The sequence below is a fragment of the Methylobacterium iners genome (assembly GCF_022179305.1).
GTDB classification, from domain to species: domain Bacteria; phylum Pseudomonadota; class Alphaproteobacteria; order Rhizobiales; family Beijerinckiaceae; genus Methylobacterium; species Methylobacterium iners.
Window position 1 is genome coordinate 18,667 of record NZ_BPQP01000006.1, and the last position, 25,405, is coordinate 44,071.

The 25,405-nt window shown below is 63.8% G+C and carries 20 protein-coding genes and 1 tRNA gene; 6 read left to right on the forward strand and 15 right to left on the reverse strand.

Translation table 11 applies throughout. The annotated features are described in order from the left end of the window. Positions 1-53 precede the first annotated feature (53 nt). Entirely contained in the window at positions 54-1,010 is a 957-nt protein-coding gene (locus MFF55_RS01925; RefSeq protein WP_238242391.1) for a GlxA family transcriptional regulator, read from the reverse strand. Positions 1,011-1,387: 377 nt separating this feature from the next. Further along, the gene (locus MFF55_RS01930; protein WP_238242521.1) at positions 1,388-2,098 is read right to left on the reverse strand and encodes a MauE/DoxX family redox-associated membrane protein; all 711 of its coding nucleotides are present in this window, start codon (positions 2,096-2,098) and stop codon (positions 1,388-1,390) included. Positions 2,099-2,294: 196 nt separating this feature from the next. Here MFF55_RS01930 and cueR point away from each other — a divergent pair, with 196 nt between their 5' ends. Then, positions 2,295-2,768 (forward strand): Cu(I)-responsive transcriptional regulator, encoded by a 474-nt coding sequence (cueR, locus tag MFF55_RS01935; RefSeq protein ID WP_238242392.1) that lies wholly within the window; start codon positions 2,295-2,297, stop codon positions 2,766-2,768. A 72-nt stretch (positions 2,769-2,840) separates the two neighbouring features. Here the strand turns inward: cueR and copM are convergent, their stop codons facing one another. From copM to MFF55_RS01970, 7 genes are all read right to left on the reverse strand, one after another. Beyond that, positions 2,841-3,272, reverse strand: coding sequence for a CopM family metallochaperone (gene copM, locus MFF55_RS01940; protein WP_373874693.1), 432 nt, complete (start codon positions 3,270-3,272; stop codon positions 2,841-2,843). A gap of 32 nt (positions 3,273-3,304) precedes the next feature. Beyond that, positions 3,305-3,670 (reverse strand): hypothetical protein, encoded by a 366-nt coding sequence (locus MFF55_RS01945; protein WP_238242393.1) that lies wholly within the window; start codon positions 3,668-3,670, stop codon positions 3,305-3,307. 29 nt (positions 3,671-3,699) lie between these two features. After that, a complete protein-coding gene (locus tag MFF55_RS01950) occupies positions 3,700-6,837 on the reverse strand; it encodes an efflux RND transporter permease subunit (protein ID WP_238242394.1) in 3,138 nt (1,045 codons plus the stop codon). A gap of 12 nt (positions 6,838-6,849) precedes the next feature. Continuing rightward, the gene (locus tag MFF55_RS01955; RefSeq protein ID WP_238242395.1) at positions 6,850-8,601 is read right to left on the reverse strand and encodes an efflux RND transporter periplasmic adaptor subunit; all 1,752 of its coding nucleotides are present in this window, start codon (positions 8,599-8,601) and stop codon (positions 6,850-6,852) included. 89 nt (positions 8,602-8,690) lie between these two features. Then, on the reverse strand, positions 8,691-9,191 hold the full coding sequence (locus MFF55_RS01960; RefSeq protein ID WP_238242396.1) for a hypothetical protein: 501 nt from the start codon (positions 9,189-9,191) through the stop codon (positions 8,691-8,693). Positions 9,192-9,365: 174 nt separating this feature from the next. Further along, complete coding sequence (locus tag MFF55_RS01965; protein ID WP_238242397.1) at positions 9,366-9,839, reverse strand: DUF411 domain-containing protein; 474 nt, start codon at positions 9,837-9,839, stop codon at positions 9,366-9,368. 608 nt (positions 9,840-10,447) lie between these two features. Next, positions 10,448-10,524: transfer RNA gene (locus MFF55_RS01970), tRNA-Arg, on the reverse strand. A 392-nt stretch (positions 10,525-10,916) separates the two neighbouring features. Here MFF55_RS01970 and MFF55_RS01975 point away from each other — a divergent pair. The 3 genes from MFF55_RS01975 to MFF55_RS01985 all read left to right on the forward strand — a co-directional run bounded on the left by MFF55_RS01975 (position 10,917) and on the right by MFF55_RS01985 (position 16,450). After that, complete coding sequence (locus tag MFF55_RS01975) at positions 10,917-14,240, forward strand: DEAD/DEAH box helicase (RefSeq protein WP_238242398.1); 3,324 nt, start codon at positions 10,917-10,919, stop codon at positions 14,238-14,240. 201 nt (positions 14,241-14,441) lie between these two features. Further along, positions 14,442-14,867: an RNA polymerase sigma factor region1.1 domain-containing protein gene (locus MFF55_RS01980; RefSeq protein WP_238242399.1), complete on the forward strand. Its 426-nt coding sequence runs from the start codon at positions 14,442-14,444 to the stop codon at positions 14,865-14,867. Between the two features lie 134 nt (positions 14,868-15,001). Continuing rightward, a complete protein-coding gene (locus MFF55_RS01985) occupies positions 15,002-16,450 on the forward strand; it encodes a phospholipase D-like domain-containing protein (protein WP_373874694.1) in 1,449 nt (482 codons plus the stop codon). On the opposite strand, the gene MFF55_RS01990 is transcribed toward MFF55_RS01985, so the two are convergent. The 5 genes from MFF55_RS01990 to MFF55_RS02010 form a co-directional block, all read right to left on the reverse strand. Then, positions 16,368-17,159 (reverse strand): endonuclease/exonuclease/phosphatase family protein, encoded by a 792-nt coding sequence (locus tag MFF55_RS01990; RefSeq protein WP_238242523.1) that lies wholly within the window; start codon positions 17,157-17,159, stop codon positions 16,368-16,370. The two genes, MFF55_RS01985 and MFF55_RS01990, sit on opposite strands and share 83 nt — an antisense overlap. Before the next feature lie 193 nt (positions 17,160-17,352). Continuing rightward, positions 17,353-18,984, reverse strand: a complete 1,632-nt coding sequence (locus MFF55_RS01995; protein ID WP_238242401.1) for an alpha-D-glucose phosphate-specific phosphoglucomutase — start codon at positions 18,982-18,984, stop codon at positions 17,353-17,355. A 30-nt stretch (positions 18,985-19,014) separates the two neighbouring features. Then, positions 19,015-20,244 (reverse strand): N-acetylglucosamine-6-phosphate deacetylase, encoded by a 1,230-nt coding sequence (gene nagA / locus MFF55_RS02000; RefSeq protein WP_238242402.1) that lies wholly within the window; start codon positions 20,242-20,244, stop codon positions 19,015-19,017. Beyond that, on the reverse strand, positions 20,241-21,236 hold the full coding sequence (locus MFF55_RS02005) for an SIS domain-containing protein (RefSeq protein ID WP_238242403.1): 996 nt from the start codon (positions 21,234-21,236) through the stop codon (positions 20,241-20,243). The genes nagA and MFF55_RS02005 overlap by 4 nt, the downstream gene beginning before the upstream one ends. Positions 21,237-21,274: 38 nt before the next feature. Next, positions 21,275-22,210: an N-acetylmuramic acid 6-phosphate etherase gene (locus MFF55_RS02010; RefSeq protein ID WP_238242404.1), complete on the reverse strand. Its 936-nt coding sequence runs from the start codon at positions 22,208-22,210 to the stop codon at positions 21,275-21,277. A 261-nt stretch (positions 22,211-22,471) separates the two neighbouring features. Between MFF55_RS02010 and MFF55_RS02015 the strand changes: the two genes are divergently transcribed. Both MFF55_RS02015 and MFF55_RS02020 read left to right on the forward strand, forming a co-directional pair. Then, positions 22,472-22,672 (forward strand): hypothetical protein, encoded by a 201-nt coding sequence (locus MFF55_RS02015; RefSeq protein WP_238242405.1) that lies wholly within the window; start codon positions 22,472-22,474, stop codon positions 22,670-22,672. Positions 22,673-22,689: 17 nt separating this feature from the next. Continuing rightward, positions 22,690-24,018, forward strand: a complete 1,329-nt coding sequence (locus MFF55_RS02020; RefSeq protein ID WP_238242406.1) for an alpha-amylase family glycosyl hydrolase — start codon at positions 22,690-22,692, stop codon at positions 24,016-24,018. 530 nt (positions 24,019-24,548) lie between these two features. On the opposite strand, the gene MFF55_RS02025 is transcribed toward MFF55_RS02020, so the two are convergent. Further along, positions 24,549-25,394, reverse strand: coding sequence for a DUF429 domain-containing protein (locus MFF55_RS02025; protein WP_238242407.1), 846 nt, complete (start codon positions 25,392-25,394; stop codon positions 24,549-24,551). Positions 25,395-25,405: the final 11 nt, after the last annotated feature.

Sequence of the window (25,405 nt, forward strand, 5' to 3'; positions counted from 1 at the left end):
GTTCTTGGTACCAACTACGTCATAATTGCCTCGTTTTCGGACATGCGGATCGATCAGACGACCGCGAGGGGTCCAGCCGCCCGACGGATTGCCCGTGGGACTTCCCCCTGGACGCGCAGGAAGGCCCGGCGCATGCGCTCACGGTTGGCGAAGCCGGCAACGTCGGCGATCTCCTCGATGGGCAGGCGGCTTTGCTCGAGCATGTGCTTGGCGGCCTCGACGCGCATCACCTCGACCGCCTTTGCCGGCGAGACGCCCGTCTCTGCTCGGAAAGCTCGTGCGAACTGACGCGGACTAAGGCAGGCGACCTCCGCGAGATCCTCCGTGATCAGCGGACGCCGCAGGTTCTGCCGCGCATAGGCGAGGACGCTTTGGATCCGGTCGCTCGGCGCGTCGAAGTCGAGCAGGGCCGAGTGCTGGGCCTGCCCCCCGGCCCGGCGGCGCTCCATGACGAGGCCTCGTGCCACGGTACGAGCCACTTGCCGGCCGTGGTCGCGCTCAACCATGCCGACGGCGAGATCGATGCCGGCCGACATACCGGCGGACGTCCAGATATTGCCGTCCGCAACGTAGATCTTATCGATGTCGAGGTCGCAGTCGGGATAGCGCGTGCGGAATTGAGGCGCGTAGCGCCAGTGCGTCGTCGCGCGCCGCCCGCTTAACAAGCCGGCGTCGGCTAGGGCAAAGGCACCGAGGCAGAGGCCTGCCAAGCGGCGCGTGGAACGAGCCGCCTCTTGCAAATAGGCGAGAAGATCCGGGCTGGGCTCGGGAAGGCTGATCCCCGCGGCGACGATAATCGTGTCGAAGGCGGAAGGCTTATTCAGCCGCTCGGTCTCCACGGCGGGGCCGCACCCCGAGCGAAGAAGGCCACCGGCCTCCGACAAGACACGGATGTCATAGGTTGTGTCAGTTGCGTATCGGTTGGCGACAGCGAAGGGCGAGGTTACCGCCAAGCCCATGAAATCGAAGCCCGGGCAAAGCACGAGGCCAATGCAGCGGACATCAGCCATCGTGGACTCCTCTTACCCTCTGTCTGAGCCTAAGTTCCACAGCAGCCCGCCGATGAACCGGGACAAGTGGAACGGCCGGAAACGAGGCATATTCGTCCGAGACTAACTTCGCCAGATGCGCGCCAACAGCAGGCTGGACGACCGCTTTTAGGCGCGCCGCGAATTACCTCGAGCGGCTAGGTTGGGTCGACACCTTTCGATGCGCTCTGCGGCATGATTAGGTGGATTTCAGTCGATCCGCATCCGTGAGAAAAGCGGCGAACCGGACGTTGCCACGCTGCCCGCTCCCAACCCTTGTCGGACCTTCAGAGTGTCCGCTTCCGGGCGACCCACTAGAACGAATGCGTATGGCGCAGAGCAGCCAGGTCGCGAAGAGATCAGTGGGACGCCACAAGCATCCAGACCGCCATGGCGATCATCATCACATTCTCGGTCAGCGAGACGAAGCCGAGCGGCACCTTGCTCGGTCCGCCGACGCACGCGCACTTGATCTCCCGCCGGTCGACGTAGACGGCCTTGAACACCGAAACCCCGCCGACCGTGCCGATGAACAGGGCAACGGGGATGGACAGCCAGTTCAGCGCACCCGCCACCATCAGGACGCCCGCGATGCCTTCCAGGAACGGGTAGGCGTAGGCGTACCGGACCCAGCGCTGCGCCAGCAGGTCGTAGCCCAGGAACATCGAGGAGAAGCTCTCTACGTCCTGGAGCTTCAGGAGCGCCAGGACGCACATGCTGAAGGCGATGAACCACTCGGCCGCGCGTACTGTCAGGGGCGTGCCGTACACGGCGTAGCTCGTCGCCAGGGCCATCAAGACGGTCATGGCGAAGAGCGCGATGACGGGCGTGTAGGTTACGGCGGTTGGGTCCGCGACAGGCTTGCCGAAATGGCGGCGCAAATCGTCGTACCCGCCGACGCGCTTGCCCGCGATGAAGGCCTGCGGCGTGGTCCTCACGCCATGCTCGGCTTTTAAGGCATCGATCTCCTCGCGCGTCCGCAACCAGCGGTCCTCGACCGAGAAACCCTGCCGCTCCAGGAGGTCCTTCGCCTTGGTGCCGTAGGGACAAACGTGGTGAGGCATGACCATGCGGTAGAGGACCGCCTTGCGGGCCTCGGCAGCGCTGGCCTGCACCTGCTGGCGACGGCCATCATCGCCCGACAGGGCATGGGTCGGTTCGTGAGTGGAAGTGTGTCCGGACATCGGCGCTCCAATCGTCATCGATCTTGCGAACCGTCCTGGACCTTCCCATCATGGTAAGGTCAACAGGAGAAAGCGCGTCGCGATGAACATCGGTCAGGCGGCCAAGGCCTCGGGGGTCTCGGCCAAGATGATCCGCTACTACGAGAGCATCGGCCTCGTGCCCCGGGCGGACCGGCGGGACAGCGGCTACCGCGATTACGGCACGGCCGACCTGCACCGGCTGGGCTTCATCCGCCACGCCCGCGACCTCGGCTTCTCGCTGGAGCGGATCAAGGTGCTGCTCGGGCTCTGGAGCGACCCTAGCCGGAGCAACGCCAACGTGAAGGCCATCGCGACGGCCCACATCGAGGAGCTCGAAGGGCGGGCACGCCAGCTCCGCGAGATGGCGGACGCCCTTCGATCCCTTGCAGATGCCTGTGACGGAGACGGGCGGCCAGACTGCCCGATCATAGCCAGCCTGGAAACCGGCGCGAACGTACCGGCCTGCTATTCGAGCGGCGCTACGGCGGTGCCGGAACCTCCCGCGCCCCGCAGGAAGGCTCGCACCGGGCGCTAAGACGAGACGAATAAAGCCCCATGCTCGAACGCCCGGCCGATGCAGGCCCATGGTTCAATGGGCCCGCTCACGTCATTTCCGGTTCTTCTTCAGCCAGGCTTCCATCTCGGCGATCTCCTTCTCCTGGTCGGCGATGATCTTCTCCGCCATCGCTTTGGTGGCGGGGTCCTTGGCGTGCTTCAGCGCCACCTTGGACATCTCGACCGCGCCCTTGTGGTGGGGGATCATGTGCGTGCGGAAGTCGACGTCGGCGTTGCCGGTGTAGGGCACGTGCATGTCGTGCATCATCTTCATGTCGGCCTCCTTGAAGGCTTTCGTGGAGACCGCATCGCCCGGCGCAGGCTTCATCTCGTTGATCATCTTCATCATGTCGGCGTCGTGCGTCGCGCCCTTGTCCGCCGGCATCTTGTGGTCGCCGTGGGAGTGCGTGCCCTGAGACAGCGCAGGCCCGGCAAAGGTCATGGCCAGGAGTGAGGCGGCGATGGTCTTGGTCATGATCTGCATTCGGGGATTCCTTCTCTAAGAGCGGTCCAGGGTCAGTTGAACTTGGCGCTGGCGGTGGCCCCGTCCGGCGTGGTGAGCTGAACGGCTCCCTTGGGGCTGTCGCCGAGTGCGACGGCGGCTTTTCCCGACAGGCGGTTGCCGTCCGCGGCTTGGAGCGGGATGCGCGCGGGCTTGCCGTCCACGAGCAGGATGGCGGTGCCCTTGAAGCCCGCGGCAGGGATCGGCTTCTGGTCCCCGTCCGAGACGAAGACGTCCACGCTCTCGCCCTTGGCGACCAGCTCGACATGGTACTTGCCCGCATCCATGACTCGGCCGCCATGCTGGCTCTTGGCCTCGTGGGCAATTGCACCGCCGGCCGTGAGTAGTGCGGCGGCGAGGACGAGCTTTCGTCGGATCATGGGTGTTCTCCTGTGTGGATGGGGATGGCTCAGAACGCCTCGACGGGACGCGGCTTGGCGCCCTCGATGGCGGATGTGATGCCTTGCGTGATGCGCAGGCGCTCCAACGGCTTGGCGCCGTATCTCAGGAACAGGACGGGCGTCAGGAACGTGTCCAGCAGCGTGGCGCTGATGAGTCCGCCGAAGATCGTCACCGCGACAGGGTGCAGGATCTCCTTCCCCGGTGCGGCGGCGTCGACCAGCAGCGGCACCAGGGCGACGCCGGCCGAGAGGGCCGTCATCAGCACGGGCGTCAGCCGCTCCAAGCTGCCGCGCACCACGAGGTCCCGCCCGAACGGCATGCCCTCATGCAGCAACAGGTTCAGGTAGTGGCTGATCTTGAGGATGCCGTTGCGCGCGCTGATGCCCGCCAGCGTGATGAACCCGATCATCGAGGCCACGGAGAGCGGCTGGCCTACGAGCCAGAGCGCGAGCACGCTGCCGATGAGGGCGAGCGGCACGTTGCCCATGATGATGAGCGCCAGCACGGCCGAGCGGTACCGGCTGTAGAGGAGCAGGAAGACCAGGGTCAGCGAGATGCCCGACAGGACCGCGATGGTGCGGCTCGCCTCCTCCTGCGCCTGGAAAGTGCCCTCCAAGCTGGCGAAGTAACCAGGCGGAAGTTTCGCGTCGGCAATTTCCTTGCTGAGGGCCGCCACGATGGTGGCCATGTCGCTGTCGCCGCTGGTGTTAGCCTGCACCACGAGGCGGCGCCGGCTGTTCTCACGCAGGATCTGGTTGGGTCCGTCCGTCTCCCGGATGTCGGCGATCTGGCGGGCCGGCACCCGGCCCGAGGGCGTCTCGACGAGGAGGTCCTTGAGGCCCTGCGTCGTGCGCTGCCGCTCCGGCAGGCGCATGACCACGTCGAAACGCTTGTAGCCGTCAGCCACGGTCGAGACGACGCGGCCGTTGGAGAGACGGCTGAGCTGCTCGATGAGGGCCGCCGGTTGGACCCCGTAGAGAGCGGCCCGGGTGTAGTCGACCCGGATCTCCAGCTGCGGGATGCGGACCTGCTTCTCCACCTGCAGGTCGACGATGCCGGGAATCCTCGACATCCGGTCCCGCAGGTCGTTGGCGACGCCCCGCAAGGCATCGAGGTCTTCCCCGAAGATCTTCAGGGCGATCTCGGCCCGGACGCCGGACAACATGTGGTCCAGCCGGTGCGAGATCGGCTGGCCGACGTTCACAGACAGGGGCAGCACCGCAAGGCGGCGCCGGATGTCGGCAGCGACGGCGTCCTTGGGCCGACCGCCGGCCTTGAGCTCGACCTCAATCTCCGAGGAGTGGACCCCCTCGGCATGCTCGTCGAGCTCGGCACGGCCCGTGCGACGCCCCACCGCCGCGACCTCGGGGACCTGGAGCAGCAGGCGTTCGGCGATGAGGCCGACACGATTGCTCTCGGACAGCGAGATACCCGGGTTGAAGGTGGTGTTGATGGTGAACGAGCCCTCGTTGAAGGGCGGCAGGAAGGCGCGCGGCAGGTTCCAGGCGGCGATGCCCGCCGCGAGGACGGCCATGGTCACCGTGGCCATGAGCAGCCGCTGATGCCGGAAGGCGACGCCGAGGAGCCGTGCGTTGCCGCGCTTGAGCCAACGCAGCAGGGCGCTGTCGTGCTCAGCGAGGCTCCTCAGGCCTGGCAGCAGGTAGTAGGCCAGCACTGGCGTTAGAGTGACCGAGACCAGGAGGCTTGCCAGGATCGAGATGATGTAGGCCTGCCCCAAAGGCGCAAAGAGCCGGCCCTCGATGCCGGACAGCGCGAACAAGGGCACGAACACCAGAACAATGATGGCCGTCGCGTAGACGATGCCCGAGCGCACCTCGGACGAGGCGGAGACGACCACGTCGAAGGTGGAGCTCGGCGAGCCGGCTGCCCGATTCTCGCCGAGACGCCGGAAGATGTTCTCGACGTCGACCACGGCGTCATCGACGAGCTCGCCGATGGCGATGGCCAGCCCCCCGAGCGTCATCGTGTTGATGGACAGGCCGGCGAAGTGGAAGATCACGGCGGTGGTCAGGATCGAGACCGGGATGGCGCTGAGCGAGATCGCGGTGGTGCGCACGTTCAGGAGGAACGCGAACAGCACGATGGCGACGACCACGACGGCCTCGACGAGCACCCGCTCGACGTTGCTGATCGAGGTCTCGATGAAGTTCGCCTGCCGGAACAGGATCTGGTCGGCCTTGATGCCGTGCGGCAGGGTACCGGTGACCTCCTTGAGGGCCGCCTCGATCTCCCGGGTGAGCTTCACCGTGTCGACCGCGGGCTGCTTCTCGACGGAGACGATGACCCCGGGCTTGCCCATGTAGCCGCCGTCGCCGCGCTTCACGCGTGGGGCGAAGGAGACCTCCGCCACCTGCCGCAGGTAGACGGGCGTGTCGCCGGGCGTGGCCACCACGACGCTGCGCAGGTCGTCGAGGCTCATGGTCCGGCCGATGTTCCGGATCAGGTACTCGCGTGAATACTGGTCGGTGAAACCGCCGCCGGCATTGGTGCCGAACTGGGCGAGCGCGCCTTCGACCTGGGCGTTGGTGACGCCGAGCGCGCGCATCGCCGCGACGTTCGGACTGACCCGGAACTGGCGGACCTCGCCGCCGATGGGGATGACCTGGGCGACGCCCGGGATGGTGAGGAGGCGGGGACGCAGGACGAAGTCGGCGGCCTCGCGCACCTCCATGGGGCTGGCGGTGTCGCTGGTGACCGCCACCAGCAGGATCTGCCCCATGATCGAGGAGATCGGCCCCATCTGCGGGACCACGTTGGCCGGCAACTGGTCGCGCACCAGGGACAGGCGCTCGCCGACCTGCTGGCGGTTCCGGTAGACGTCCGTGCCCCAGTCGAACTCGACGTAGACGATGGACAGGCCGACGCCCGAGACCGAGCGCACGCGGGTCACGCCCGGCAGCCCGTTCATGCGGGTCTCGATGGGGTAGGTGACGAGCTGCTCGACCTCGGGCGGCGCGTAGCCTTCCGCCTCGGTCATGATGGTGACGGTCGGCTTGTTCAGGTCGGGGAAGACGTCGACCGGCAGCTTGGTCGCCGTGAAGGCCCCGTACAGGACCAGCACGCCGGCTATGGCGAGCACCAAGAGGCGATTGCGCAGGGATTGCGTGACGAGGAAGTTGAACATGGCGTCGCCTCCTCACCGGACTTGATCGAGGAGCTCGGCGCCCTCGGTCACGATGCGCTTGCCCGCGCCCACGCCCTCGGCGACGAGGACGCGGGTACCGTCGAGCGGCTCGACCCGCACCTGCCTCGCCACGAACCGTTCGGCCGTGACGTGCTCGTAGACGATGGCCTGCCCGTTTCCGGAGCGAACGACCGCGGAGCGCGGGAGGGCGAGACCGATCTGCTCTGCGTCCGTGCCGGCGAGCACGGTGACGAACTGTCCGACCCGCAGGCCCGAGGTGTCGCCCGTGACCGCGAACTGGACCGGGATGGCCTGGTTTCGGTCGGCGAGCCCAGCGCCCTGATAGGTTAGGGACAGGGTGCGCCCGTCGCTCAACCGCGCGGTCGCGTTCTCCGCCGTCGTCAAGGCATCGAAGCTGAGGGCCTCGATCCAGAGGCAGGCGGGGTCGACGATCTGGAAGATCATCGCACCCGACGCCGCCATCTGGCCCGCGACGGCCGAGGCCTGCGCGATCACGCCGTCGACGGGGGCCGTGAGGGCCTCCGGTTGCTGCCGATTGGCGTCGAGCGCCTTGCGACGGTCCTGAAGGCCCTTCAGCTCCGAGAGGGCGTCGTCGAGCTGTGTCTGGGCGACGGCGCCGGTTGTCGAGAGCTTGCGGAAGCGCTCGACCCGGCGTTCGACGATGTCGATCTGCTGGTCGAGCTCGCCCTGGCGCTGGCGCATGTCCGAGACGTCGATGGCCTGGACCGGTGGCGTCACGTAGGCGAGGACGTCCCCCCGCTTCACCACCGTGCCAAGGCGGGGAAACAGGCCCGCGGGGGGCGGCGACAGCCGGCCACCGACGGAGGATTGCACCACGCCGCTCGCGTTCGGATCGGGGATGACGCGGCCCGGCAGCTCGACCGCCCGGTGGAAGGTCGCCGTCTCGGTCATACTGGTGCGCAGGACGAGGAGACGCTGGGTCGGCTTAGGCACGAAGACCGAGCCGTCCGGCAGCCGCTGGGCGAGATCGGCAGCTGGCTCACTCGGAGCCGTCAGGGCCGCGCCCTGGACCGGGGGTTGGGCCGGCGCCGGTTTGCCGTGATCCTCGTCGCCGTGTGCGAAGGCCGCCGTGCCGAGTGTCAGCGTGATGGCGATCGCGATCAGGGCGACCGCCGGAACGCTGCGCCGTCCGCGCACCGCAACGGTCACGAGCATTCCGAGGAGGAAGGCTCCGGCCGCGGTCGCCATCAGGATGGGGTCCTTGGCGATAAAGCGGTTTCTTAGCTCGGTGAGCACGGCCGAGACCGTCGGCATGACCGACGAAGCCGTCGCGGCCGCGGCCGGCTGGTCAGTCGAGGGGGATGCCTTCGGGTCCGGCACGTTCACCGATACGGTGAGGACATCGACCATGTCGCCCGCGGTCACGGTGACGAGCAGGTCGTGGGTGCCGGGCTTCGCCATCCAGGCGGCGGGAAGCACGTAGGTGGCATCCGCCGTCTCGGTGGCGGTCTTCTGACCTTCGGGCGTCTCGACTTCGACCACGGCGCCGCGCACGGGCTCGTTCGTCCGGAACCGGTCCAGGTAGAGCGTGAGCCTGCCTTCCCGCGGGATGGCGGTTAGTTCGAAGGCCTCGGAGACGGCCTCGCCACGAGGCGTGATGGTATTCGAGACTGGCGGGGGCGGCGCGCCGTGGTCGTGCCCCTCATGGGCGCGAGCGGGAGCGGCCAGCAGGCCGGCAGCCAGCAGCATCGCCCCGAGGGCGGCTGCAAATCGAGATGACATGGAAGGGCATCCTCACGGTCGAACACGGGACGCTCGTCCGCTATCGGCGGACGGAATCCAGGCGTCGCGCGCCTCAGGCGCGCCGTTCGCTACGCGAGGGGTCTTGGGGGCTCGGGCAGGGCCTCCGGGCCGAGGCCCGAGACGACCGCGACATCGTTCGGCACCATCCGGACATGTCCGAAGGCACGCGCCGGCAGCGATGCCGATCCGGTTAGGATGCCGGTCACACAGCAGGTCATGGGTCCGCAGCAGGAGCCTTGGCAGGCACCCGGGCCGCAGCCCTTGCCGCCATCATTGGCCTTGACTGACCCGTTGAGCGCCAAGGATGCCGCGCCCTGCCAGGCGGCCGCGAACGGAAAGGCTGCCGCCTCTGTGGCTATCGCCGATCCGGCCGACGAGGGAATGGTCTCGGCCGTCTGGGACCGAGGCGCTGGCGTTGCCGCCACGTCAGGAGCGGCCTGTGTCTCGGCCACGGCCGGATGATGGTAATCATGACCTCCATGAGCCCAGGCGACGGACGGCAGGGCGTAGGCGATGATCATCGCGATCATCACCGCCGCCAAGCGCACGATATGCTGGCCGGGTTTCATGGCGACTGCGGTACACCTTGATCAGGCGCCTGGAAATCCCAGGGTCCTGCGAGGGAATGGAAAAGCGACGGCCTTGGTTTCCGCAACCCTATGGAATCGAGGCGGGGGCATGACCTCGCTGGTATCACTAGGTGTGGAGCTTCCTACCCTGGGAAGGTCAAGGGGAATGCAACTTCAGACGACTTCGCTGCCACGGTAGCGGGCGAAGGTGCTCCGGCTGTCCGGTCCGAACAGCACGACCTCGTAGGTGGCAGGCTCCATGCCTTCCACCTCCATGCCGGGCGAGCCCGCGGGCATGCCGGGCACGGCCAAGCCAATACCGTGCGGCTTCTCCGCCAGCAGGCGCTTGATCGCTCCCGCGGGCACGTGCCCTTCGACGACGTACCCGCCGACCTGGGCCGTGTGGCAGGACGAAAGCTCACGCGGTACGCCGAGGCGGACCTTCAAGGGCGTGACGGGCCCGTCCATGACCACGACCGTAAAGCCTTCCTCGCGCAGGTGCGTGATCCACTTCTCACAGCAGCCACAGGTCGGGTCCTTCATCACCGCGACTGTCGGGAGACCTTCTGCCGCTGCGGCTAGTCCTAGAGCCGTAGCCCCCAGACCAACGATCACGGCACGTCGCGACGATATGCGCACACCACTCATTGGGCTCCCCATCCAAGACCCAGGACAGATCTAATACCAACTGTGTTGCAGGATACACGCGGCAAACCGTCGAAGGTATGTGCTTAGGCTTGCGATGCTGGGGAAGCGGGGCGGCCGCAGCCTTGCCTGGTGTAGCCCTGGTGTTGATGTGGGCACCTAACTCATTTCTGACGAACGTCTTCTCCCGAGAACTCTGCAAAACGGTCACGGCGACGTCTCTGGGTCAGAGACGCAACGTCCGCTTCGGGACTGAAGGCCAACTTCCGCTTTCCACCCCGAGCGGACCTTGGTCGCAGACCGCTCAAGGGTTTGGTTAGAGTCGAGTTGGGCGGTCAAGGCGCTAAGCGCCGTCCCAATTTTTTGGCCTGTCTACGAGAGCGGGGCCCTAAGACGCAGGTGGGGGGAGGGTGCCCCATTGGTCCGATACCCAGGGGGCCGCCTCTGGCCCAGCCAGGATCAGCTCAGCGCGCGGGCCCCTGATTCGCAGCGGCCAGCTGACGGTTCTCACGAACTCCCGCCAGATCTCCGGGGTGTCGTGTGCTGGTTGCTATGTGGTCGCTAGCAACTTAGCAATCGCCAATAATATGGCTCTAAGTCATTAATTTTATTGGCGCACCCGACACGATTCGAACGTGTGACCTTTGCCTTCGGAGGGCAACGCTCTATCCAGCTGAGCTACGGGTGCTGACCGAGGCAAGTCCTACCGCAAGCGGCGGGAGGGTGCAACGGGACGCGGAGCGAGGCGTGCATGCGTGGGGAGGGCAGCGAAGGCTCCGAAGGCAATGGTCACGCGTTCGAATCGTGTCAGGTGCGTGAAGCCGTGTGCGCAGGCGCTCAGAGCGCCGGTAATGAGCCGCGATGCGGATGGCGAGGGACCAGAGGGTCGCCCATGCGCCGGCAGTGTGGCCGCGCAATCAACTCTCTACAGAGTCTGATGTTTGCACACAAGGCTTTCCGGGCGCGCACGTGGAGTCGCGCCGGTCTAGGCAACATGCAGGCGCCACAGGCTTCATCGGACCCGTCCAGCTCTGTCGCGGGTTTGCGGGTGACGGCTATGAGGCCTTCTGCGGAGTCGAGATGCCAGCGAGCACAAAACGGAAGCCTGCGCCAAACACCGCGGGCAACGCATCCCTGCCGCTCGCTCCATTAGGCGCTCTCGCTGCCGGCCTGCTCAGCCTAGCGGGTAGGACAACGCCCCTGGTCCATGTGGCGCGTGACGCACGGCGCCTGGAGCGATTGGCGGAGATCCTGCGGATTATCGCGCCTGGCTGCAGCGTCGCGGTCTATCCGGAATGGGATTGCCTGCCATACGACAGGGCGTCCCCCTCGCGCGGAACCATGGGCGCGCGCGCCGGCGTGCTGCGGTGGCTAACGGACAAAGCGAACCTGCCGGACTTTGTGCTGACCACCGCACCTGCCCTGATCCAGCGCGTGCCGCCACCTGACACCTGGGCCGCAGCACATTTGGAGATCCGAGTGGGCGACCCGCTGCAGCCCGAAAGGGCTATCGAGACCCTTCAGCGTCTCGGCTACGTCTTTGATGATCGCGTCGACGAGCCCGGGGAGGTCGCCGTCCGCGGACGCGTGATCGACTTGTTTCCCGCCGCAGCGCCAAGGCCATGTCGGATTGAGCTTGATGACGCGCGCGTCACAGCCATTCGCTCCTACGACCCTGTCTCGCAGCGCTCCCTCACAGATGCTGAGGTGCTCATCGTTGATCCGGCCACCGAGATCATCCTAGCACCAGACTCTGAGGAGGCGCTCAGACCCTTCAGCGGTCAGGAGCATGAACTTCCTCGCTTCTACCAGGAGCTCACGAGCCTTCTCGACTACGTGCCCGAAGCGCTGCTCGTGGTCGAGGCGGGATCCGAGGCGAGGACCGAAGCCTTTTTCGAGCAGATCCAGGACGGCCAGGAAGGTGCCGTGCGCCTCTCGAGCGGGACAGCGCCGGGCGTGACCAAGGGGCTCTACTTCACGCCGAAAGAATGGTTGGACCTCCTCGCTTGCAAGCAGCTCGCCTTTGCCGAGGAGATTGAAGACAACACTGTGCCAGTCTTTGCACGCGAGCGGCGCCCCACGGCTGCCTTCGCGCGATACCTGCGCGAGCGGCAGAAGGCCGGCGATCGCATCCTGCTGGCCAGCTCAAAAGATAGCTTTCGCCGTCTCGCCCAGGAGGCCGTATCGGTCCTCGGACACAAACTCCAGAGGGCCAACACTTGGGCCGCGGTGCTGAAGGCTGAGCCTGGCCAGGTTCTCGCCATGGAGGCGCCGCTTGAAGCCGGTTTTCGTATGCCGGAGTTGAGCGTCACTGCTCTCACAGCACCCGACCTCTTCGGCCACCAGGCAAGTGCTACCTCGAGTGAAGCGACAGCAGCCCTGCCTCTTGGTGAGGTCGAGCTACGCGTCGGCGACGTTGCTATCCACGAGGATCACGGCCTGTGCGTCTTCGAGGGGCTGGAGCGTGTCACCGGACCGCACGGGCAAGCTGAGGACGCTGTGCGCCTGCGCTTTGCCGATGACGCAGTTCTTATGGTGCCTGCCAGCCAAGCCGGCCGGATCTGGCGCTACGGCTCAGAGGTGGATGCCGTGAGCCTCGATCGACTTGAGAGTGGCACCTGGGAGAAACGACGGACAGGTGTTGAGGATGCTGTCAGGCGAACCGCGCAGACGATGCTGACACTGGCAGAAGCCCGCCGTCAGGCAAAAGCCTCTGTGCTCGTTCCACCAACACGCGAGATGCAGCGCTTTGCTGCAGGCTTCGGCTTCGCACTCACGGCCGATCAGTCAAGTGCGATCGATGCTGTGCTCAGCGACCTTGCCTCAGGTCATCCCATGGACCGGCTGGCCTGCGGCGATGTGGGCTTTGGCAAGACCGAGGTGGCGCTGCGTGCAGCTGCTGCCGCCCTGTTTGCGGGCAAACAGGTCGCGATTGCTGCACCAACTACGGTGCTGGTGCGCCAGCACGTGCAGACCTTCCGGCGCCGGTTCGCCCGCTTTGGCATTGAGGTGGCGCAGCTGTCGCGCCTCGTTCCGCCCGTCGAGGCCAAGCGCGTAAAGGCAGGCATTGCTGACGGCTCGATACGCCTCGTTATCGGAACGCACGCGCTCGCGGCCCGCGGGGTGCGCTTCGCTGACCTCGGCCTTGTGGTAGTCGATGAAGAGCAGCGCTTCGGAGCCAAGCAGAAGGAGCGGCTTCGGCGACTGGGGCAGCGGGCGCACGTCCTAACTCTAACCGCCACGCCGATTCCGCGCACCCTGCAGTCGGCCCTCGTCGGCCTGCAGGATCTCAGCGTGCTCGCGACGCCGCCCATTGTGCGCCAGCCGATCCGCACTCTGATCGCCCCTTTCGCGTCCGACACGGTGCGAGCCGCTCTGATGCGCGAGCGCCGGCGCGGCGGTCAGAGCTTTGTCGTCTGCCCGCGCATCGCAGACGTTGCGCCAATGCAGGAACGCCTGCGCGATATCGCCCCCGAGCTGCAAGTTCTCGTGGCACACGGCGAACTCGATCCGGCCGAGATGGACGATGTCATGGTGCGGTTCGCGGATGGCGAGGGCGACGTGCTGCTCGCCACCAACATCATCGAAAGCGGCCTCGACGTGCCGCGGGCCAACACCATGCTGGTCTGGCAGCCGGACAAGTTCGGCCTCAGCCAGCTGCATCAGCTGCGCGGCCGGGTTGGACGCGGCCAGCGCCGGGCCGTAACTTATCTGCTGAGCGATTCCGAGGCGCCTCTCTCACTAGCCAGCCAGAAGCGGCTGCGCACATTGGAAGCTCTCGACCGACTTGGGGCCGGATTCGCGATCAGCGCGCGTGATTTGGATCTGCGTGGAGCGGGGGACCTTGTTGGCGAGGATCAAGCGGGGCACGTGCGCCTGATCGGGCTCGGACTCTACCAGCATCTGCTTGAGCAGGCGTTGAGGGCCGCTCGTGGTGAGCCGGTCGAAGATTGGCATCCTGACGTCCAGCTTGGGCTCTCAGGGCACGTGCCGGAGAGCTATGTGCCTGAACCGGAGCTGCGCCTGAGCCTCTACACGCGAGTGGCGCGATTGCGGATGCAGGAAGAGGCCGCGGCGCTACGCGAGGAGATTGAAGACCGGTTCGGTCCACTGCCGGAGCCGGTCGAGGAGCTGATCACCCTCGCTCAACTCCGGGTCGCCTGCGTTGGTCTTGGCATTGAGCGTCTGAGCGGCGGTCCGCAGGGGCTAGCAGCCGACTTCCGGCCCGGTAGGCTCGAGGAGTTGATCGTGAAAGACAATGAACTCGAGCGGCGCGGCGACAGGCTAATCTTACCGCTGAGCAGTCACGATCCAGCACAGCGCGCCTGCATTGCCGCGGAATTTTTAGAAGAGCTACAGAATGCGCGTGAGGGTTACCAGCGGAGTGCACTCGGACAGATCTAGAGATTTGCCTGTGTGAAGCTTCCCACACTAGGCCGCGGCCACGCGTGTGAATCGTGCTGAGTGCGCCGGTCTCCGGGGGGCAGTCAGAGCGTTGGCAATGTGCCCCTGGGCTCAGACGGCATGCGGAGCGGCTGAGGCGCGTGCACCGCCTCGATGGCTGACGCAGCGGGGCTATGAGCACGAGAGCGAAGGGATGTCGGGATGGCGAGCACGATTGATCGCGGGACGCTCGACCGGTTGATTGTTCTTGGCGGTGAGCGCGGAGAACTGACTGCCGCAGAGCTTCAGGCGGTTCTGCCCGTCGACAGCATGGATGTGGACGCTCTCGTGTTGGTCATGCTGGAACTGGAGGCGGCAGGCATCAGCGTTGAGCCAGAGGTCTTCGGGCCGCGAGCGCACGAGCCGGTGTCCTTCGCGCCAGAGCTGCCCCCCGTTGCGAGCGATGCCGTAGAGCCGGTCGCAAGAGCCGCGGAGGGTGGACCGATGATGGCTCGGCCTGTGGCCGACATTGCAACAGCGCCTGCCGCGACCGTCACTTCTCGCGAGAGAACCGACGTCAACCGGATAGTGCTCATTTCCGGCCTCGCGACTTTTCTGATCCTAGCAATCTTGCTGGTTCTGATCTGAAGCTGGAGCCAAGCATGGCGGCAGCGGAGCAAATGCTGACAGCCTTGCAGCCAACCAGGCAATGACATAACCCATTATCGGGATCATATCTCCCCAACTTCGAGTGAACGTCTAATATTAGCGTGGAAATAAATTTGCAAGAAGTTTTGCATCAATTGATAGAGTTGATTGCCCCTATCAATATGGGACTGTTTACTATTGTAGGCGTATTTCTGTCTGCGCTAGTTACTGTCCACGTGCTACTCCGCAAACGAGAGGTTGCCGCAGCAATAGGCTGGATAGGTCTAGCTTGGATAGCTCCAATAATAGGGGCCACTTTTTATAGCTTATTTGGAATTAATCGGGTCGCTCGCCGTGCACGAAAGCTGCGAATAAAGCCATCAAATCAGCTGTCGGAGCGAAATGCCGGCAATAAGCGGGTCGCAGCCTCACTCGCTCCGGCATTGCACCCACTCGACTACGCGGTGGGCCAGATCACATCATTGCCACTGCGCATTGGCGCCTCTGTCGATCCTCTCCGCAATGGTGATGAGGCTTATCCGGCAATGCTTAAAGCCATCGGCGAGGCAAAGTGCTCAGTCGCACTGTCAAGCTACATCTTCAGGGATGATGCGACCGGAAGATTTTTCGTTGACGCACTGGCCGCTGCTCAGAACCGGGGCGTGGAGGTGCGTGTTATTATTGACGGTATAGGTAGCGGATATCCATTTCCAAGTATCAAACGTCGGCTACGAAACGCTCAGATACCAGTAGGACGGTTTCTTCATTCAGCCCTACCATGGCGCATGCCATTCCTAAACTTGCGAACGCATAAAAAGTTGCTGATTGTTGATGGAAGGATTGCTTTTACAGGCGGGATCAACATTGCAAGTGACAACTGTATAGATGACGCTCCTAATGATCCCATTCGCGATACACACTTTAAGATCTGTGGGCCGATAGTTGAGCAACTCACACTTGCATTCGCGAGCGACTGGGAATTGGTCGTCGGAGAAGAGCTTGATGGGCGTCGATGGTTTCCAGAGTTGGAGTATGCTGGTCCGGCCATTGCGCGGGTTGTAACGTCGGGTCCTGACGCCGATTTGCGGAAGATTGAGCTTGTCATTCTTCAAGCTATTACATGCTCAAGACGAAGTATTAAAATAATTACACCTTATTTCTTACCAAGCGAGACTCTTAGCTCTGCACTTTCGCTCGCCGCTGGGCGCGGCATCAATGTTGACATTGTTATTCCAGCGCAGAGCGATCACAAGATTGTCGATTGGGCGACACGGGCACATGTTGACCCACTCCTCGAAGGTGATGTGCGCATTTGGCTCGATGAGTTACCTTTTGACCATTCTAAAATATTAGTTGTCGATGACGCATGGTGTTTTATTGGCAGCGCAAATTGGGATATGCGCAGCTTTCGTCTGAATTTTGAATTGAACGTAGAGGTTTATGACGCTCAGCTTGCGGAGCGTCTCTCTACGTTCATACGAACAAAGATGACCGCTCCTCTTACACTCGATCAGCTGCGGATGCGCGCCCTGCCTGTCCGACTGCGCGACGCAAGCGCCCGATTATTGTTGCCATACCTTTAGATTGCTTGGGTCCCGGATGACTATGGCTAAGCGTCGGGGAGAGATGCACGACTATTGGTCTGTGATCCGAGGCACCACGCGGCAAAACAGATACACTTTGGCACGTAAGTCCACGAACAAGGCAGCGGTCCAGACGCAAAGGCACGACCTTGGCCATTGCATGCGTTGGTAACCGTGGGCCAACATCGGCGAAACCGCGCAATAGGGTCGGACCTACGAGATTGTAGTCGCCTATTACCGCGGCTCGTGCCGGCAAACTCTTCTCTATACAACGCAGTTGCCGCCGATTCAGTGCTTGCCCATGAGATAAATGAACATTTGCTACCCCAAAATCGCCTAGATCGACGACTTGGGATATGCGATCATAAAGCGCTCCGGATGGAAGCTCGATAATCTTAGGCTTGCTGACGAACTGCGTTCTACTCCAGATCGCCAAACCATGTATGCGACCCGGCATTTGCGACCACACATAGTAGCCGCCAACTTTTGCTTGTAATCCTTCGATGTCTTCTGTTGCTTCTTGCATCAAGAGGAGATCAGGTTGCTCTCGCTCTATCAACAAGCTGAGGCAGCCGACATTTGCTCCGATTCGTCGGAGCAAATTCCAGCTGACGATTTTTCGACACTCCGGATGGAGCGATGCGGGACGTTTCAGAACATTATGAAGATGGCGGGACGCATGAAGGGAGAGGCGGCTATTGTTCAGCATGTTTTTTCTAACTGCAATAGACGGTGTAATTTTTAAGGGGTGTTGCTTATCGCTCAACTGCGCGCGTTCTTAGACATGCGAGGTGAGGCTATGACGCTCAGCATCTTTTACGCTGCTCTTGTCACGTTGTCAGCGCGCAGCTTGCTGTCTCCGCAAGCCGGGCATGTCAGTGAACTAGCTTCTCTAGTATCTCTCATGTGATCACGCTGGGCTCAGACCGTCCCGTCAGGCGCTCGATGTCCGCGAGCTGCCGGGCTGCTCGCACCACCGAGGCGAGCACGTGCTGGGTTTCAAGCTCATGCCGGTCGCGAGCCGCTTCGTAGCGCTCGATGTAGACCCGCAACGTAGCGCCCGCTGTGCCCGTGCCGGATAGTCGATACACGACACGAGCGTCCTCCTCGAAGGTGATCCGGATGCCCTGCTGTTCCGTCACGGAACCGTCCACCGGATCAACGTAGCGAAACTCATCGGCCGCTTGGACCGTCAAATCCCCCACGCAGCGCCCGGGAAGCTCGGCCAAGCGGTTGCGTAGGCCCTCCATGACGCGCCTCGCGGCCTCAGCGTCGACCTCCTCGTAGTCGTGTCGCGTGTAGTAGTCTCGACCGAACGAGGCCCAATGCTCCCGCACGACATCATCGGCTCGCTTGCCCGCCACAGCGAGGATGTTCAGCCAGAGCAAAACTGCCCAGAGACCGTCCTTCTCACGCACATGACTGGATCCCGTCCCAGCACTCTCCTCACCGCACAGCGTGATCAGCCCCGCGTCGAGGAGAGTGCCGAAGAACTTCCATCCGGTTGGGGTCTCGAACGAACTAACGCCCAGCGAGGCGGCGACACGATCCAAGGCGCGGCTCGTCGGCATCGATCGCGCTACGCCAGCCAGACCGCCGGAATAGCCCGGGGCGAGGTGCGCATGGGCTGCGAGAATCGCAAGACTGTCACTGGGCGTCACGAACAGGCCTGGTACAACGATCATGTTGCGGTCGCCGTCACCGTCCGACGCAGCGCCAAAGTCCGGGGCGCCCGGACCATGCATGAGGTCGAAGAGCTCCTTGGCATGCACTGGATTGGGATCAGGGTGGTGGCCTCCGAAATCTTCCAGTGGTGTAGCATTGACGACGGTGCCGCCTGGTGCGCCCAGCATGCCCTCGAGGATGGCGGTTGCGTAGGGGCCCGTCACCGCGCTCATGGCATCGAAACGCATTCGAAACCCTGATGCGAAGAGCCGACTGATCGCACCAAAGTCGACGAGCTCACTGATGAGCTGAGCGTAATCGGCGACCGGATCGATGACCTCCACGATCATGTCGTCGATGGAAATCACTCCAAGCTGATCGAGATTGAGATCGGGCACCTCCGCGATGCGATACTCCGTCAGGGTCCGGGTGCGCTCGTAGATCGCTGCGGTAAAACTCTCAGGCGCCGGACCGCCGTTGGCTGTGTTGAACTTGATGCCGAAGTCGCCGTTGGGCCCGCCTGGGTTGTGACTTGCCGAGAGCACGATGCCACCAACCGCTTTGTGCTTGCGGATGACGCATGAGGCCGCGGGCGTTGAGAGAAGCCCGCCCCTCCCGACCAGCAAGCGCCGGAAGCCGTTCGCTGCAGCCATCTTGATCGCGATTTGCACCACGTCGCGGTTGAGGAAGCGGCCGTCACCTCCAATCACCAGTGTTGAGCCGTTGCGATCTGGTATGCTGTCAAAGATAGCTTGGATGAAGTTCTCGACGTAGTGCGGTTGCTGGAAGACAGGCACCTTTTTACGTAGCCCAGACGTGCCTGGCTTCTGGTCTGATTGAGCAACTGTCGGCACGATTTTGATTGGCATCGTTTAGGTCCCTTAGATTTTGATACAGACCTACTCAACAGAAGGCGACGAAACAGCCGATGAGAACTGAGTGCCTGGGGAAGGATTGGTGAAATCGATGTTTCCTCGAACAATCGTTCCTAGGACCTCGAGCTTGCTGCCTAGAATCACAAGATCGGCCCAGTAGTTTGGAGCAATACGCCCAATTTCCCTGTCCAACTTTAGGAACCGGGCAGGCGTGAGCGATGCCATCGTCAGCGCCACCTCCAGCGATGCCCCGGCTCGATTGTGCATGTGACGCACTGCACCAGCCATCGTCAGCGCTGCGCCCGCGAGTGTCCCATTGTCACTGGTAAGCCGGTCGCCATGGATGTGAATCTTGCGACCGAAAAGGGTGAATGTTGCCCCTGCGTTGGGGTTGCCAACCGGTGGCATGGCATCCGACACGAGCATCAAGCGCTCGGGCCCTTTCATTCTCAGAGCGACCGCCAGTGGGACGTCCTCAACGTGGTGTCCATCGGCGATGATGCCGGCAAAGGCGCGGTCGTCTGTGAGCGCAATTCCGACGGCACCCGCCTCGCGAGGTCCCATCTGAGACATGGCGTTGAAGAGGTGGGTGAAGCCAGTAAGGCCTGCGTCGAGCGCGGCACGAATGGCTCTACCCTCATCGGCAGAGTGTCCGGCACTCACGAAGGCGCCGCGAGCAACAAGCGCGTAAATGGCTTCTAGCGGGACTTCTTCCGGCGCAAGGGTCACGAGGGTAACACCGCGGTTGCCCAAGCCTGTGAGGAGGTCAACGTCACTTGGCGTGAACTGGGAGAGACGGGCAGGGTCGTGGATGCCGGCTCGTCGCGGACTTAGGAATGGCCCTTCGACATGAACTCCAAGGATGCCTGGCACGCCCGCTGCAATCGCGTCTCCGACAGCGTTGATGGCCGCCTGAATGACGGCGCGCGTGTCGCTGATCAGGGTAGGCAGCAGCGAAGTGGTGCCGCCCACGCGGCGATGTGCTGCTGCAATTCGAGCGAGGCCCGCTGGAGTCAGATCGTTGTTGAATAGAACGCCACCTCCGCCGTTCACCTGCAGGTCGACGAAGCCGGGTGCGAGGATGGCCCCTGGTGGAAGACGCAAGTGGTGGACGCCGGATGGAACCTCACGCAGCACATCTAAGATGCGCCCGTCACAGATCACGATGAAGCGGTCGTTGTGGAGCTGCTCGCCGTCGAAGACGTGCTCGGCGGCGACGATAAGTTCGTCGGAAGCAGACGGAGACGCCTTCACAACGTCTCCGTGACCTTGGTCAGGCCGGAGGGCGAATCGGGATCGAGGCCACGGCGGCGGGCCTCGCGCTCGATGGCGCAGTAGGCCGGCAGCAGCATGGTGATCGGATCGCAGGCCGGGTGGCCGTCCGGGAGCCACGGCAGCGTTCCGCCCGGTCCGCCACAGGTGTGGACGATCAGATTCGCGCGCCGGAAATCTCGCACCAAGTCATCGATACCCTGAGAGACCGCGTCCGCTTGCCGTAACGCAAGAACCGGCGTCATCGTCGACACAGAGGCTCTGGGGCCATGCCGAAACTCGGCAGCACTGTAACCAAAGGCCGGCAAGCGGAGTGTTTCTGAAAGTTTGAGCGCGATTTCGCGGACAGAGCCGAGCCCATGACCACGGCCCGTGACGAAAGCGGCCGGCGCACAGTTAAGGTCATCGCACCAAGCGGACCAGTCGAGGGTGAGGGCGTCTGCCAGTCGCGTCGGCAGCTTGGCAAGGCCACCCTGAAGTGCGTGGTCCGTGGCCCAGTGAGCAACAAGTGCAGCGCCTGCGATGAAGGAGTTCACAACCGTCTTGGTGGCAGCCACGGCGTGCTCGGGTCCAGCGCAGATCGGCAGAACAAGGTCGGCTGCGAGTGCCACTGGCGAAGCCTCGTCGTTGACGATGGCCAAAGTCAGCGCGCCGCCCGCCCGTGCTGCTCGCGTCGCCGCAACGAGGTCGGGTGAGCGTCCAGACTGCGAGATGACGATGAAAAGCGCGCCCGAGATCTGCGGCACACGATCGTAGCTCGTGACAACCGACGGCGCGGACGCAGAGACGCAGAGCCCAAGCCGTGTTTCGATCAGGTAGCGGAGGTATACGCCAGCATGGCCAGAGCTTCCCCGCCCGCAGATAACGACGAACGGGAAGCTCCGACGCGAAAGTTCGGCGGCCCGCGCAACAATATTCCCGTCGACGTAAAGCGCCTCCGCGACCGCCGGAGCCTCGGCGATCTCGCTCGCCATAAGGCTCGTGGGTTGGCCAGACCTAGAGGCGTCCTCGCTCATCTGTGAGCGCCGGAATTGAGGACTGCATGATCCGCGCTCACAGAATTGATCGCTTGCCGGAGATTGCCGTCATGTTGGTCGAGGAGGGCGTTGGCCTCTACCAGGCTGGATCCCATGGCGATCAAGACGGCGCGCTTGATGTCACCGTCAGCCTCGGCGCTGGCACGGGCTGCGGCTTGTTCGTCACAGCCCGCGAGCTCGGCCACCATCGCCACACTACGAGCTCGCAGCTTCCGGTTGGTGGCGCGCATTGCAACCATCCGTCCGCGATAGACACGGCCGAGGCGGATCATGATGAGGGTCGACAAAAGATTGAGGACAATCTTCTGCGCCGTGCCGGCTTTCATGCGGGTCGATCCCGCAATGGCCTCTCGGCCGGTGGCGACCAAGATCGGATGGTCGCAGTGATGGAGGATTGGAGTGTCGGGATTGTTCGCGAGGCCGATGGTGAGCGCGCCCTTCGCGCGAGCGGATCTCAGGGCTGACAGCGTGAACGGCGTTGTGCCACTGGCAGCAAGACCGATCACAACATCGTGAGGTCCGGTCTGGGACTCGGCAATCCAAGCGGAGGCCTGTTCTGTCGAATCCTCAGCGCCCTCTACGGCGCACATAATGGCGGTGTCGCCGCCCGCAATGCCGAACTTCAATCGCTCCGCCGGCCAATCGAAGGTGGGCGGCAGCTCGACGCCGTCCTGAACGCCGATCCGTGCGGATGTGCCGGCACCGACATAGATGAGGCGTCCGTCATGGATGAGGCGTCCGTCATGACGCAGTCGTGCTTCAGCCGCCTCGGCCGCCGATGCGATCGCAGCTAAAGCGGGACCTATTGCGGCGACCGCCGCCAGTTGCCCCTCCCAAAGCGAATGGAGAACGTCGAGGCTTCCCCAGGCATCGAGGTCAATGTAGCGAGCACTGGCATCCTCAGTGTGCATCGGTCGGGTTCCTCTAAGCCCCATTCCCTTAAACGGGCACGGCGAACGCTCGTCTCAACGGCTCGGTCGCACACAGGGTTCGATCAACGGCATCCCCTCGCGGCTAGACCGGTGTGGATGGCAGGCGCCTTGATGCGGCCTACACCGTGCGGTGGGTCTTCTGGTCCGACGTGCTGGCACGCGTGTGGTCGGTCCCTCCGGACCATACGTCGTCGGCGAAGTCATCCACCGCGATTATGCCGCCATCGTCGCGACACCGGCATGGATGCGGTAACCAAGTATGAGCTCCGGGAAGCGACCTGGACCGCGCTCAACGACAGCAACCTGTTCGAGCTCAATGATGAGCGCTGCTCGCCAACGTCACAGGACGCCGGAGCGCGTGAGCGAAGCCTGCAATCAGGAGAACGGAAGTGGTTCGGCGCAGCAACTATCGAGGTTGAAATCGTGTTTTTCTGCTTCTGAACGATCGAGGATCTTTGGTGCCTGCCTGGATTGAACATGCTGTCTGGTGGCACGTCTATCCCCTCGGCTTCGTTGGAGCTGAGCCAGAGCTCGCTGCTGGCGCACCTGTCATCCACCGCTTGCCTCACCTGCACGCTTGGCTCGACTATGCGGTCGAGCTTGGTGTTTCGGGCTTAGCGCTAGGGCCCATCTTCGCAGCGTCGACACACGGCTACGACACGATCGACCACTTTCAGATCGACCCGCGCCTCGGCGATGATACGGACTTTAATGCCCTCGTTGAGGCGGCTCAGGCTCGCGGCCTCAGAATCCTCCTCGATGGCGTATTCAACCACGTGGGGCGCGATCACCCCGCCTTTCAGGACGTTCTGCATCGTGGTCCTCAAGCGGCCCGAGCCAAATGGTTTCGGCTGTCTTGGCCGCGCGGCACCGCCCCTGGAATTGAACCGGACTACGCCTGCTTCGAGGGGCACCGGCAGCTCATAACCCTAAATCATGATGAGCCTGAGGTAGCGGACCACGTTGCCTCTATCATGAAGCATTGGCTCAACCGTGGTATCGACGGCTGGCGCCTCGATGCAGCCTATGCTGTGCCGCGGCGCTTCTGGTCCGGCGTCATAAGGCGCGTTCGTTCGGTCCACCCTGACGCCTACATCGTTGGTGAGGTGATCCACGGCGACTACGCCGCACTCGTGCGCGACACCGGCATGGATTCGGTGACCCAGTATGAGCTCTGGAAAGCCATCTGGAGCGCGCTTAACGACTGCAACCTGTTCGAGGTGGCCCATGCACTCGATCGCCACAACGGCTTCCTCGACGCGTTCGTGCCGCTCACCTTTGTGGGCAACCACGACGTCACGCGGATCGCGAGCCGCATCGTCGATGAACGCCATCTCCCCCATGCCCTTGCCATCCTGCTCGTCTGCGGCGGCACCCCTTCGATCTATGCGGGCGACGAGCAGGCCTTCCGGGGTTTGAAAGAAGACCGCATCGGTGGGGACGACGCGATCCGGCCAGTCTTTCCGGAAACGCCTGCCGGCCTCGCCCCCTACGGCTGGCCGATCTACCGCTTGCACCAAACGCTGATCGCCCTGCGGCGGCGCCATGCTTGGCTGCACCTGGCCCGCACGCGGACGCTGCACCTAACGAACGCGCAACTCGTGCTGTCAGTTGGAGACGAAACGCGACGCCTTCTCCTTTCCCTGAACCTCGCCGAAGAAGGCGTGCTACTCCCGGCGCCGGGTGCACGCTCCGTCGAAGCAGGAGAGGCTGTCGTGAGGCAAGCAGGAACACCGAATGCGCAGGTGAGCCTCGGCTCTCAGGGCTGGGCCATCCTGAAGGCCTGATGCTTGCGGATGCGGATTGCGGAGCGCCCGCACGACGCCTGCCTTCAGGCTAGCAACACAGCCACGCCTGGATTTCTAATTTGATTCTTATGGTCGCGCGCCAAGGGTCTGAGTTGAATAATTGTGAGCACAGAGGCACCCCCAAGTCGGCACGAACTGTTTTCAAGGACTTCGCCATCTTGGTAGGATCGGACTGACTCCAGCAGTTCCGGTGCAGTCCTTAAGGGGTGGCTCGAAGGCACCTTCCGCACCCCGATGTGGCCCATTTGCGCCGCTACGGGCTTTCTAACGCCGAAGGTTTGGACGCTAGAGCGCTAAGCTATTGATGAATCTGGAGGCACTTAGCTCATCAGAGAGCCGGGTCCTCCACCTTCGGAGGGCAACGCTCTATCCAGCTGAGCTACGGGTGCTGACCGAGGCAAGTCCTACCGCAAGCGGCGGGAGGGTGCAACGGGACGCGGAGCGAGGCATCGCTCCCGTGGAGCTTCGGAGACAGTACGGCCCAGTCCGGAGACCGACGTGGGATCGACCTAGTCCGGGGTTGCGACGACCGGACGATCGGCATCTACCGGCACGCCGACGGCGGTTGCGGCCGTTTCGAGCCGAGCGCGGATGTCGGCGCTTGCCGGAGCGACCATGTAGCCGGCCGTGCGGTCGCCGATCATGATCACGGTCTGGCGGGGCTTCGTGCGCCAGTGGAGTCCGATCAGGGCGCAGAGGACGGCGTCGAGGCGATCCTGGTCGGCCTTTCGCGGCCGGGGGGATTCGGCGAGGGGCGCGGCCCAGGCCGCGAGGCCGGCGATGTCCTCCATCTCGGCCTGGCGGCGAAGGGTGGCGACGACGGCCCGCCAGCTTGCGAGCTGGAACGTCTTGCGGCGCGCCGGATTGTAGCGCGGGCCGCTTCGGCGGCCGCAGAACGCGTCGTCGAGGGAGGGAAGAGCCAGCGCGGGGAAGACCTCCATCAGGAACAGCCCCTCGGTCGCGCTGCGCGAAACCTCCGGATTCTCGTTGGCGCCGAGGCTCTCCCTGAAGCGCCAGATCGGCGCCGCGTCGTCGAACATGCCGGTCTTGGAGCGGTTGGCCGGCTGCACGCCGCCGCCGAGCCAGGCGATCACGGATGCCGCGACCCGGTCGACCGGCCGCATGCCGGTCCCGTTCGGCACGATCGTCGGCTGATCGATGGCGAGGATGCGGAGGTCGGTGAGGCGCGCCTCGGCCTGGATGAACGCAAGCGCCTGATCGAAAGTGACGAGCGTCGGCGGCACCAGGGAGCGGTGGCCGCCCGGGTCGGTTCGAATGGCGCAGATCGCTCCCGGCGCTCGGGCGTTGTCGGTCCAGGCCGAGTCGAAGCCGATGATGCTGGTGGTCGTTCCCATGAATCACGCGC